This is a genomic window from Pseudomonas sp. HMWF021, from assembly GCF_003061005.1.
Taxonomy (GTDB): domain Bacteria; phylum Pseudomonadota; class Gammaproteobacteria; order Pseudomonadales; family Pseudomonadaceae; genus Aquipseudomonas.
The window spans coordinates 30,633-41,652 of the sequence record NZ_QAIK01000136.1 but is presented as its reverse complement, the minus strand read 5'-3'; the positions used below and the strand labels follow the sequence as shown (position 1 = coordinate 41,652).

9 protein-coding genes are annotated in these 11,020 nt (G+C 60.2%); 6 read left to right on the top strand and 3 right to left on the bottom strand.

Translation table 11 applies throughout. From position 1 onward, the window contains the following. The first annotated feature begins 75 nt into the window (after positions 1 to 75). From DBR18_RS18575 to cysN, 3 genes are all read left to right on the top strand, one after another. A complete protein-coding gene (locus tag DBR18_RS18575) occupies positions 76 to 834 on the top strand; it encodes a Nif3-like dinuclear metal center hexameric protein (protein ID WP_108591401.1) in 759 nt (252 codons plus the stop codon). A gap of 261 nt (positions 835 to 1,095) precedes the next feature. Next, positions 1,096 to 2,013, top strand: a complete 918-nt coding sequence (cysD, locus tag DBR18_RS18565) for a sulfate adenylyltransferase subunit CysD (RefSeq protein WP_003221715.1) — start codon at positions 1,096 to 1,098, stop codon at positions 2,011 to 2,013. 9 nt (positions 2,014 to 2,022) lie between these two features. Further along, positions 2,023 to 3,921 (top strand): sulfate adenylyltransferase subunit CysN, encoded by a 1,899-nt coding sequence (gene cysN, locus DBR18_RS18560; RefSeq protein ID WP_108591400.1) that lies wholly within the window; start codon positions 2,023 to 2,025, stop codon positions 3,919 to 3,921. 1,217 nt (positions 3,922 to 5,138) lie between these two features. Here the strand turns inward: cysN and DBR18_RS18555 are convergent. From DBR18_RS18555 to DBR18_RS18545, 3 genes are read right to left on the bottom strand one after another with little or no spacing between them, the layout of a single operon-like run. Next, complete coding sequence (locus DBR18_RS18555) at positions 5,139 to 6,044, bottom strand: acyltransferase (protein WP_108591399.1); 906 nt, start codon at positions 6,042 to 6,044, stop codon at positions 5,139 to 5,141. Then, the gene (gene pta / locus DBR18_RS18550; protein ID WP_108591398.1) at positions 6,045 to 8,144 is read right to left on the bottom strand and encodes a phosphate acetyltransferase; all 2,100 of its coding nucleotides are present in this window, start codon (positions 8,142 to 8,144) and stop codon (positions 6,045 to 6,047) included. A 60-nt stretch (positions 8,145 to 8,204) separates the two neighbouring features. Next, complete coding sequence (locus tag DBR18_RS18545) at positions 8,205 to 8,531, bottom strand: DUF3565 domain-containing protein (RefSeq protein WP_108591490.1); 327 nt, start codon at positions 8,529 to 8,531, stop codon at positions 8,205 to 8,207. Between DBR18_RS18545 and DBR18_RS18540 the strand changes: the two genes are divergently transcribed. The 3 genes from DBR18_RS18540 (at position 8,500) to DBR18_RS18530 (ending at position 10,887) form a co-directional block, all read left to right on the top strand. Further along, positions 8,500 to 8,985 (top strand): peptidylprolyl isomerase, encoded by a 486-nt coding sequence (locus DBR18_RS18540; protein ID WP_108591397.1) that lies wholly within the window; start codon positions 8,500 to 8,502, stop codon positions 8,983 to 8,985. The genes DBR18_RS18545 and DBR18_RS18540 overlap by 32 nt on opposite strands. A gap of 122 nt (positions 8,986 to 9,107) precedes the next feature. Further along, positions 9,108 to 9,590: a glutathione peroxidase gene (locus DBR18_RS18535; RefSeq protein WP_108591396.1), complete on the top strand. Its 483-nt coding sequence runs from the start codon at positions 9,108 to 9,110 to the stop codon at positions 9,588 to 9,590. 193 nt (positions 9,591 to 9,783) lie between these two features. After that, entirely contained in the window at positions 9,784 to 10,887 is a 1,104-nt protein-coding gene (locus tag DBR18_RS18530) for an NADH:flavin oxidoreductase (protein WP_108591395.1), read from the top strand. Positions 10,888 to 11,020 lie beyond the last annotated feature (133 nt).

The window sequence follows — 11,020 nt, the reverse complement described above, 5'->3', positions numbered from 1 at the left end:
GGGTCAGACCGCCGATAATGTCGCGCATTATACGAGGCCGCGCGTGCCTCTGAACGGGATTTTCAGGAGTCTTTCATGGCCGTCGCCCTCAGTACCCTGGTCGAAGAAGCCGACCGTTACCTCGGCAGTGCAAAAATTGCCGATTATTGCCCCAACGGCCTGCAGGTGGAGGGGCGTCCGCAGGTGATGCGCATCGTCAGTGGCGTCACCGCCAGTCAGGCGCTGCTCGACGCGGCGGTGGAGGCCCAGGCCGATCTGATACTGGTGCATCACGGCTATTTCTGGAAAGGCGAGAACCCGTGCATCACCGGTATGAAACAGCGTCGCCTGAAGACGCTGCTCAAGCACGACATCAGTCTGCTCGCCTATCACCTGCCGCTGGACCTGCACCCGGAAGTGGGCAACAACGTGCAACTGGCGCGTCAGCTGGACATCACCGTCGAAGGGCCGCTGGACCCGGACAATCTGAAGATTGTCGGGCTGGTCGGCTCGTTGAATGAGCCCATGACTGCGCGTGACTTCGCCCGCAAGGTGACAGACGTCATGGGCCGCGAGCCGCTGCTGGTCGAAGGCAGCGCAATGATCCGCCGGGTCGGCTGGTGCACCGGTGGTGGTCAGGGCTATATCGATCAGGGTGTGGCGGCGGGTGTCGATCTGTTCCTCAGCGGTGAAGCCTCCGAGCAGACCTTCCACAGCGCCCGGGAAAACGACATCAGCTTCATCGCCGCCGGTCACCATGCCACCGAGCGTTACGGCGTGCAGGCACTGGGTGACTACCTGGCGAAGCGTTTCGCCCTCGAACACATCTTCATCGACTGCCCGAACCCGATCTGACGACTCCCGGCGAGCCTGATCTGAAATGCTGCCCTGTAGGAGCTGCCGAAGGCTGCGATCTTTTGACTTTGTCTTTTAAAAGCAAGATCAAAAGATCGCAGCCTGCGGCAGCTCCTACAGGGTTAGTGGGGCAAACCGGTGGGCATATTCATATGCCCTTTCGATCTAGTAGCCGTCCTGATTAGAAGAGGTCGCTGTGCTAGGATTCCCCGCTCGAACACGGCCCGCTGGCCGTTCATAAGAAAGCTTTCGTGAGTAGCCATGGTCGACAAACTGACGCATCTGAAACAGCTGGAGGCGGAAAGCATCCACATCATCCGCGAGGTGGCCGCCGAGTTCGACAACCCGGTGATGCTGTACTCCATCGGTAAAGACTCCGCCGTGATGCTGCACCTGGCACGCAAGGCGTTCTTCCCGGGCAAACTGCCGTTTCCGGTGATGCACGTCGACACCCGCTGGAAATTCCAGGAGATGTACAAGTTCCGCGACAAGATGGTCGAAGAGCTGGGCCTGGACCTGATCACTCACATCAACCCCGATGGCGTGGCGCAGAACATCAATCCGTTTACCCACGGCAGCGCCAAGCACACCGATATCATGAAGACCGAGGGCCTGAAACAGGCGCTCGACAAGCATGGTTTCGACGCCGCGTTCGGCGGTGCCCGTCGCGATGAAGAGAAATCCCGCGCGAAAGAGCGCGTGTACTCGTTCCGCGACAGCAAGCACCGCTGGGACCCGAAAAACCAGCGCCCCGAGCTGTGGAACGTCTACAACGGCAAGGTCAACAAGGGCGAATCCATTCGGGTGTTCCCGTTGTCGAACTGGACCGAGCTGGACATCTGGCAGTACATCTACCTCGAAGGCATCCCGATCGTGCCGCTGTACTTCGCCGCCGAGCGTGAAGTGATCGAGAAGAACGGCACGCTGATCATGATCGACGACGACCGTATCCTCGAACACCTGTCCGACGAGGACAAGGCACGCATCGTCAAAAAGAAAGTGCGTTTCCGTACCCTTGGCTGCTACCCGTTGACGGGCGCGGTGGAGTCCGAAGCCGAGACGCTGACGGACATCATTCAGGAAATGCTCCTGACGCGAACTTCCGAGCGCCAGGGCCGGGTCATCGACCACGATGGCGCAGGCTCGATGGAAGACAAGAAACGTCAGGGTTATTTCTAAGGGGTTGTCATGTCGCACGTATCTGATTTGATCAGCGAGGACATCCTCGCCTACCTGGGCCAGCACGAACGTAAAGAGCTGCTGCGCTTTTTGACCTGCGGTAACGTCGATGACGGCAAGAGCACCCTGATCGGGCGCCTGCTGCACGACTCCAAGATGATCTACGAAGATCACCTGGAAGCCATCACCCGCGATTCGAAGAAAGTCGGCACCACCGGTGACGACATCGACCTGGCGTTGCTGGTCGACGGCCTGCAGGCCGAGCGTGAGCAGGGCATCACCATCGATGTCGCCTACCGCTATTTCTCCACCGCCAAACGCAAATTCATCATCGCCGACACCCCCGGCCATGAGCAGTACACCCGCAACATGGCCACCGGTGCGTCCACCTGTGACCTGGCGATCATCCTGGTCGATGCGCGTTACGGCGTGCAGACCCAGACTCGTCGCCACAGCTTCATCGCCTCGTTGCTCGGCATCAAGCACATCGTTGTCGCCATCAACAAGATGGACCTGAAAGACTTCGATGAAGGCGTGTTCGAGTCGATCAAGGCCGACTACCTGAAGTTCGCCGAAGGCTTGAAGATGAAGCCGACCAGCATGCACTTCGTGCCGATGTCGGCGCTCAAGGGCGACAACGTGGTGAACAAGTCCGAGCGCTCGCCTTGGTACAAAGGCCAGTCGCTGATGGAAATTCTCGAGACCGTGGAAGTGGCGGGCGACCGCAACTTCACCGATCTGCGTTTCCCGGTGCAGTACGTCAATCGTCCGAATCTGAACTTCCGCGGTTTCGCCGGCACATTGGCCAGCGGCATCGTGCACAAGGGCGACGAAGTGGTTGTTCTGCCGTCGGGCAAGAGCAGCCGCGTCAAATCCATCGTCACCTTCGAAGGTGAGCTGGAGCAAGCCGGCCCGGGTCAGGCAGTGACGCTGACCATGGAAGACGAAATCGACATCTCCCGTGGCGACTTGCTGGTGCATGCCGACAACGTGCCGCCGGTCACCGACAGCTTCGAAGCGATGCTGGTGTGGATGGCTGAAGAGCCGATGCTGCCGGGCAAGAAATACGACATCAAGCGCGCCACCAGTTACGTGCCGGGCTCGATTGCCAGCATCGTCAACAAGGTCGATGTGAACACCCTTGAAGAAGGCCCGGCGAGCGCGTTGCAGCTCAACGAAATCGGCAAGGTGAAGATCGCGCTCGACGCGCCGATCGCCCTCGACGGTTACGACAGCAACCGCACCACCGGCGCGTTCATCGTTATCGATCGTCTGACCAATGGCACCGTCGGCGCCGGCATGATTGTCGCCCCGCCGTTGTCCCACGGCACCGCGACGCATCACGGCAAACTGGCCCACGTCGCCACTCAGGAACGTGCCCAGCGCTTCGGCCAGCAGCCAGCCACCGTGTTGTTCAGCGGTCTGTCGGGCGCGGGCAAGAGCACGCTGGCTTATGCGGTCGAGCGCAAGCTGTTCGACATGGGCCGTGCGGTGTTTGTGCTCGATGGTCAGAACCTGCGTCACGACCTGAACAAAGGTCTGCCGCAGGATCGTGCCGGTCGTACCGAGAACTGGCGGCGTGCGGCGCATGTGGCGCGTCAGTTCAACGAGGCTGGTCTGTTGACCCTGGCGGCGTTCGTAGCGCCGAGTGCTGAAGGTCGTGAGCAGGCCAGGGATCTGATCGGCAAGGAGCGTCTGCTGACTGTGTACGTGCAGGCCTCGCCGGCGGTGTGTGCCGAGCGTGATCCGCAGGGCTTGTATGCTGCGGGTGGCGATAATATTCCGGGTGAGTCGTTCCCGTATGACGTGCCGCTGAATGCTGATCTGGTGATCGATACGCAGTCGCTGTCGTTGGACGAAAGTGTCAAGCAGGTGCTGGATCTGCTGCGTCAGCGTGGCGCGATTTAAGCGTTAGCTGGAAATGAAGAACCCGCGGGTGAGTGATCATCGGCGGGTTTTTTGTTGTATGCGATTTTTGCGCGAGCTCATTCCACTGTGGGAGCTGGCTTGCCAGCGATGGCGCCCTTATAGGCGACCATGCTCTGTCTGGCTGAGTGAATATCCGTTTCTTCGGGTGCTGCGGCTGGCGGTTTCGCCCTTACGGCGACTCACTTTTTTTACAAACGCCTAAAAAAAGTAAGCAAAAAAACGCTTGCTCCTGCGTTCGGCCCGCTCGCTGGGGCTCGGGGTTCCTTCGCTGCGGGATTGATCCGGGCGCAGCGCCTCCGGTTTGCTTCGCTGCACCTCCTCTCGCTGTGTTTGGCTGCGCCAAACGGTCGCTGCGCTCCCACCCCCGGATCAATCCCTCCGCTCAGCCTTCCGACGTCGCCCGTGGATCAAGATCAAGAGCGACAGCCGAGCTTGCGCTCATCCTGGAGTGGGGCGGCATGCGCCGCGTGCGGGTTGTACCTATCTTTCCTGTAGGAGCTGCCGCAGGCTGCGATCTTTTGATCTTGATTTTGTGGGAGCTGGCTTGCCAGCGAAGGCGGCCTGCGAGCAACCAATCTCCAACTGAACGCACCCAATCCAACTGTAGGAGTGAGCCTGCTCGCGATGACGGCCCGACAGCCAACCGATACCTAACTGATTGCACCCACCCCAACTGTGGGGCTGGCCTGCCAGCGAAGGCGGCCTGCGAGCAACCAATCTCCAACTGAACACACCCAATCCAACTGTAGGAGCGAGCCTGCTCGCGATGACGGCCCGACAGCCAATCGATACCTAACTGATTGCACCCAGTCCAACTGTGGGAGCTGGCTTGCCAGCGAAGGCGGCCTGCGAGCAACCACTCTCCAACTGAGCGCACCCAATCCAACTGTAGGAGTGAGCCTGCTCGCGATGACGGCCCGACAGCCAATCGATACCTAACTGATTGCACCCAATCCAACTGTGGGAGCTGGCTTGCCAGCGAAGGCGGCCTGCGAGCAACCACTCTCCAACTGAGCGCACCCAATCCAACTGTAGGAGTGAGCCTGCTCGCGATGACGGCCCGACAGCCAATCGATACCTAACTGATTGCACCCAATCCAACTGTGGGAGCTGGCTTGCCAGCGATGGCGGTGTGTCATTCACCAATGATGCGTGCTGATCCTGCGCAATCGCCAGCAGGCTGGCTCCCACAAGGTTTAGTGTCGGTTCGGGAATTCGCGGTGCATCTGTTCCAGCAGCGCATCCTTGTCCTGCCACAGCTGGTTGATCCAGCCCTGGAATTGCAGGCGATATTCGCCGTCCTGGTCGTAGTTCTTGCCAATGAACGCTGGCGGAATCTGCAGCTCTTCAAAGTGCACCACCACGTCGCGCACATTGCCGCACAGCAGATCCCAGAAACCCGGCCGTCCGCCCGGGTAGTGAATGGTCACGTTGACGATCGACTCCAACTGCTCACCCATCGCATCCAGCACAAACGCGATGCCGCCAGCCTTGGGTTTGAGCAGGTATTTGAATGGCGAATGCTGCTGCGCGTGCTTGCCTTCGGTGAAGCGCGTGCCTTCGACGAAGTTGAAAATCCCCACCGGGTTATCGCGAAACTTTGCGCAGGTCTTGCGTGTGGTTTCCAGGTCCTTGCCTTTCTTCTCCGGGTGCTTTTCCAGATAGGCCTTGGAGTAGCGCTTCATGAACGGGAAGCCCAGTGCCCACCAGGCCAGACCGATCACCGGAACCCAGATCAACTCCTGTTTGAGGAAGAACTTCAGCGGCTGGATGCGGCGGTTGAGCACGTATTGCAGCACCAGAATGTCGACCCAGCTCTGGTGGTTGCTGGTGATCAGGTACGAGTGCTGGTAGTCCAGACCTTGCAGGCCGCTGATGTGCCAGCGGGTGCGGCGCACCAGGTTCATCCAGGCTTTGTTGTTGCTGATCCAGGCTTCGTGGGTGTGGCTCATCAGCCACAGTGAGGCGCGGCGGGCGAGGTCGAAGGGCAGCACTTTGATCAGCGCCACGCAGAACAGGAACGAGCACAGCAGAATCGTATTCAGCGCCAACAGCAGCGCGGCGATCACGCCGCGAATCGGGGCGGGCAGGAAGTCCAGCATTTACACATCCATAGGTCGGTTGGCGGCTTGAATCGCGGTCAGGGCGATGGTGTAGACGATGTCGTCGACCTGCGCGCCGCGCGGCAGATCGTTCACCGGTTTGCGCAGGCCTTGGAGCATCGGGCCGAGGCTGACGCAGTCGGCGCTGCGTTGCACGGCTTTGTGGGTGGTGTTGCCGGTGTTGAGATCGGGGAACACGAACACCGTGGCGCGGCCGGCCACCTGGCTGTTCGGCGCCAGTTGCCGGGCGACGTCTGCGTTGGCAGCGGCATCGTATTGCAGCGGCCCGTCGATCAGCAGCGAGTGCTGTTGCTCGTGGGCGAGCAGGGTGGCTTCGCGGACTTTCTCGACTTCTTCACCGCTGGCCGATTCGCCGCTGGAGTAACTGATCATCGCCACCCGTGGGGTGATGCCGAATGCCGCTGCGGAATCGGCGCTTTGCAGGGCGATCTCTGCCAATTCGGTGGCGCTCGGATGCGGGTTCATCACGCAGTCGCCATAGACCAGCACTTCTTCGGGGAACAGCATGAAGAATACCGACGACACCAGCGTGCAGCCCGGTGCGGTCTTGATCAGTTGCAGCGCCGGGCGGATGGTGTTGGCGGTGGTATTGATCACGCCGGAAACCAGCCCATCGACTTCATCCAGCGCGAGCATCATGGTGCCGATCACCACGGTGTCTTCCAATTGCTGTTCGGCCATCGGCGCGTTGAGGCTTTTGCTCTTGCGCAGGGCGACCATCGGCTCGATGTAGCGCTCCCGAATCAAGTCCGGGTCGAGAATCTCCAGCCCCGGCGGCAACTCGATGCCCTGAGCGCGGGCCACGGCTTCGACGTCTTCGGGTTTTGCCAGCAACACACAACGGGCGATGCCACGCTCCTGGCAGATCGCCGCCGCTTGTACGGTGAGCGGCTCGCTGCCTTCGGGCAGGACGATGCGTTTGTTCGCCGACTGCGCGCGCTGGATCAGTTGATAACGGAATACCGCTGGCGACAGGCGCATTTCCCGCGGGGTGCCGCAGCGCTGGTGCAGCCATTTGGCGTCGAGATGGCTGGCGACGAAATCAGTGATGATCTCCGCGCGCTCGCGGTCATCGATGGGGATTTCCTTGTTCAGGCCATTGAGCAGGTTGGCGGTGTCGTAGGAGCCCGTGCTCACCGACAACACCGGCAAACCGGCCTGCAACGCGCCACGGCACAGGTCCATGATGCGCGGATCGGGCAGGGTGTCGCTGGTCAGCAACAGGCCGGCCAGCGGTACGCCGTTGATGGCCGCGAGGCTGACCGCGAGGATGATGTCGTCGCGGTCGCCCGGGGTCACCACCAGCACGCCGGGTTTGAGCAGGTCCACGGTGTTGCGCATGGTGCGTGCGCAAATGATGGTTTTGGTCATGCGCCGGGTTTCATAGTCGCCGGCGTTGAGCACCTGCGCGCCCATCAGGTCGGCGACGTCGCGGGTACGTGGTGCATTGAGTTCCGGCTGGAACGGAATGCAGCCGAGCAGGCGGAAATCACCGCTGCGCAGCAACGGCGAATGCTCTTTGAGGCGCGTGGCGAAGGCTTCCATGCTCTCGTCGGTCTTGACCTTGTTGAGGATCACGCCGAGAACTTTCGGATCCTTCGGGCCACCGAACAATTGCGCCTGCAATTCCACACGGCCGGAGAGTTCGGCGAGCACTTCGTTTTCCGGCGCTGAAACCAGTATCACCTCGGCATCCAGGCTTTTGGCCAGATGCAGGTTGACCCGCGCGGCATAACTGGCGCTGCGGGTCGGCACCATGCCTTCGACCACCAGCACGTCCTTACCGATGGCGGCTTGCTGATACAGGGTGATGATTTCTTCGAGCAGTTCATCGAGCTGACCGTCGCCGAGCATCCGCTCGACGTGCGCCAGACCCAGTGGTTGCGGCGGTTTCAGGCCGTGGGTGCGCGCCACCAGTTCGGTGGAGCGCTCAGGGCCGGTGTCGCCCGGATGCGGCTGGGCAATCGGTTTGAAGAAGCCGACTTTCAGTCCGGCCCGCTCCAGGGTACGCACCAGCCCGAGGCTGATGGAGGTCAGGCCCACGCCAAAATCGGTGGGCGCGATAAAAAAAGTTTGCATGCGAATTCTCTAAAGTTGCATGGCAATGGTGGCGATCCATACGTGATCGCCTACCGAAATTCAGTCGCCAAGGTTATCGCTAACCGAGCCTTGTGCGCACCAACCGCAGGCAAAGGGTTGGCCTATTTTTTCAATACGTTGCGCCGGTTCAAGGACCCACGCCCGCGATTGCCATGGCGGCTGATGACGCAGGTGCTGGGTGTGGCCACAGGAAAGCTCAACTACCCAGTGACCGTCCTCGTCCTGATGAAAGCCTGTGATGGTCGAATCCCGTTTGTCCGGGTTGTGTTCGCTTTCGCGCGATTGCTTCGCTAAACTTGGCCTTTCTATATTCTTATGCAAAAGGTCTCGCCCCATGCTGATCGCCGCCAATAAGGCTGTCTCCATCGACTATACCCTGACCAATGACGCTGGTGAGGTCATCGACAGCTCCGCCGGCGGCGCTCCGCTGGTCTACCTGCAAGGCGCAGGCAACATCATCCCGGGCCTGGAAAAAGCCCTGGAAGGCAAAGCTGTAGGTGACGAGCTGGAAGTTTCCGTTGAGCCGGAAGACGCTTACGGCGAATACGCTGCTGAGCTGGTCAGCACCCTGAGCCGCAGCATGTTCGAAGGCGTTGACGAGCTGGAAGTCGGCATGCAGTTCCACGCTTCGGCGCCGGACGGCCAGATGCAGATCGTCACCATCCGCGACCTGGACGGCGACGATGTTACCGTTGACGGCAACCACCCACTGGCCGGCCAGCGTCTGAACTTCAAAGTGAAGATCGTTGCTATCCGTGATGCCAGCCAGGAAGAAGTCGCTCATGGTCACGTCCATGGCGAAGGTGGCCATCACCACTGATTTTCTGCGCTAAGCTTCGAGTACTGGAGAGGCGCCTGCGGGCGCCTTTTTAGTCTGCGGCTGTCCTCGGCGCTCTCGCCAAGTGGCTGTTTTGAGTAGAACACGGGAATCTGGAGTCCGTCATGAGTGCTTTTCACGACCTTAAGTTGACAGCCCTGGATGGTCAGGAGCTACCGCTGGCGCCTTTCAAGGGCCAAGTCGTGCTGGTGGTCAACGTCGCCTCCAAATGCGGCTTGACCCCACAGTACGCGGCGCTGGAAAACCTCTATCAGCAGTTCAAAGGCAAAGGTTTCAGTGTGCTGGGCCTGCCGTGCAATCAGTTTGCCGGTCAGGAACCAGGCTCCGAAAAGGAAATTCAAGAGTTCTGCAGCCTCAACTATGGTGTGACGTTCCCGTTGTCGAGCAAGCTCGAAGTCAATGGTCACGAGCGCCATCAGCTCTACCGCTTGCTGGCGGGCGAGGGCGCGGAATTCCCTGGTGACATCACCTGGAATTTCGAGAAGTTTCTGCTGGGCAAGGACGGCCGGGTACTGGCGCGGTTCTCGCCACGCACGGCGCCGGATGATCCGACCATCGTGCACGCGATTGAAAAAGCGCTTGGCTGAAACGGCAGGATCAAAAGATCGCAGCCTGCGGCAGCTCCTACAGTCACTCGATGCCGTGTAGGAGCTGTCGCAGGCTGTGATCTTTTTGCTTTGTGTCTTTTGATCCTTGATCACCCAAATCAATAATGCTGTTCAAGGCTTGCAACTCTCCATATTATCGCCGTCATAAAGTCATTCCCTGCGGAGTCTTCCCATGCCGGTGCAAGCCCTGTTCAAACCGTTCCACCTCGGTGCCCTCGAACTGCCGACCCGTGTGGTCATGGCGCCGATGACCCGCTCGTTTTCCCCGGGTGGCGTGCCCAATTCGAAAGTGATCGAGTACTACCGACGCCGTGCCGCCGCGGGTGTCGGCCTGATCATCACCGAAGGCACCACGGTCGGCCACGTCGCCTCCAACGGCTATCCGAACGTGCCGCAGTTCTTTGGTGACGCGCCACTGGCCGGTTGGAAAAAAGTCGTTGATGCGGTGCATGCCGAGGGCGGCAAGATTGTTCCGCAGCTGTGGCATGTGGGCAGCGTGCGTCGCATCGGCACCGAGCCGGACGCCAGCGTGCCGGGCTATGGTCCGACGGAAAAACTCAAGGACGGTCAGGTCGTGGTTCACGGCATGAGCAAACAAGACATTCAGGACGTCATCGCAGCGTTCGCCCAGGCCGCCAAAGATGCCAAAAGCATCGGCATGGACGGCGTGGAAATCCACGGCGCACATGGATACCTGATCGACCAGTTCTTCTGGGAAGGCAGCAACCAGCGCAGCGACGAATACGGCGGCAGCCTGGCCAACCGTTCGCGCTTTGCCATCGAATTAATTCAAGCGGTGCGTGCGGCGGTCGGTGAAGGTTTCCCGATCATCTTCCGTTTTTCGCAATGGAAGCAGCAGGATTACACCGCGCGTCTGGTGCAGACCCCGGAAGCGCTGGGCGAATTCCTCAAGCCGCTGGCCGATGCCGGTGTGGACATTTTCCACTGCTCGACGCGACGTTTCTGGGAGCCTGAGTTCGACGGTTCCGAGCTGAATCTGGCTGGCTGGACACGCAAGCTCACCGGCAAACCGACCATTACCGTTGGCAGCGTCGGCCTGGACGGCGAGTTCCTGCAGTTCATGGTCAACACCGACAAGGTCGCGCAACCGGCGAGCCTGGAAAAACTGCTGGAGCGCTTGAACAACGACGAGTTCGATCTGGTGGCAGTGGGCCGTGCGCTGCTGGTGGATCCGGACTGGGCACTGAAAGTGCGCGAAGGGCGTGAGCAAGACATTCTGCCGTTCAGCCGTGAAGCGTTGATGACGCTGGTTTAAGCGGCGCTCTCACTGACGCTATCGCTGGCAAGCCAGCTCCCACAGGTATTGCTGGTGTTCACAAAAATTGTGTTCACCGCAGCCCCTTGTGGGAGCTGGCTTGCCAGCGATAGCGGCTTCAAAGTCAGCCAGG

Bases quoted from the DNA above. Each gene is read 5' to 3' on its own strand.
- DBR18_RS18575 (WP_108591401.1), top strand. From the start codon at position 76: ATGGCCGTCGCCCTCAGTACCCTGGTCGAAGAAGCCGACCGTTACCTC.
- cysD (WP_003221715.1), top strand. From the start codon at position 1,096: ATGGTCGACAAACTGACGCATCTGAAACAGCTGGAGGCGGAAAGCATC.
- cysN (WP_108591400.1), top strand. From the start codon at position 2,023: ATGTCGCACGTATCTGATTTGATCAGCGAGGACATCCTCGCCTACCTG.
- DBR18_RS18555 (WP_108591399.1), bottom strand. From the start codon at position 6,044: ATGCTGGACTTCCTGCCCGCCCCGATTCGCGGCGTGATCGCCGCGCTG.
- pta (WP_108591398.1), bottom strand. From the start codon at position 8,144: ATGCAAACTTTTTTTATCGCGCCCACCGATTTTGGCGTGGGCCTGACC.
- DBR18_RS18540 (WP_108591397.1), top strand. From the start codon at position 8,500: ATGCTGATCGCCGCCAATAAGGCTGTCTCCATCGACTATACCCTGACC.
- DBR18_RS18545 (WP_108591490.1), bottom strand. From the start codon at position 8,531: ATGGAGACAGCCTTATTGGCGGCGATCAGCATGGGGCGAGACCTTTTG.
- DBR18_RS18535 (WP_108591396.1), top strand. From the start codon at position 9,108: ATGAGTGCTTTTCACGACCTTAAGTTGACAGCCCTGGATGGTCAGGAG.
- DBR18_RS18530 (WP_108591395.1), top strand. From the start codon at position 9,784: ATGCCGGTGCAAGCCCTGTTCAAACCGTTCCACCTCGGTGCCCTCGAA.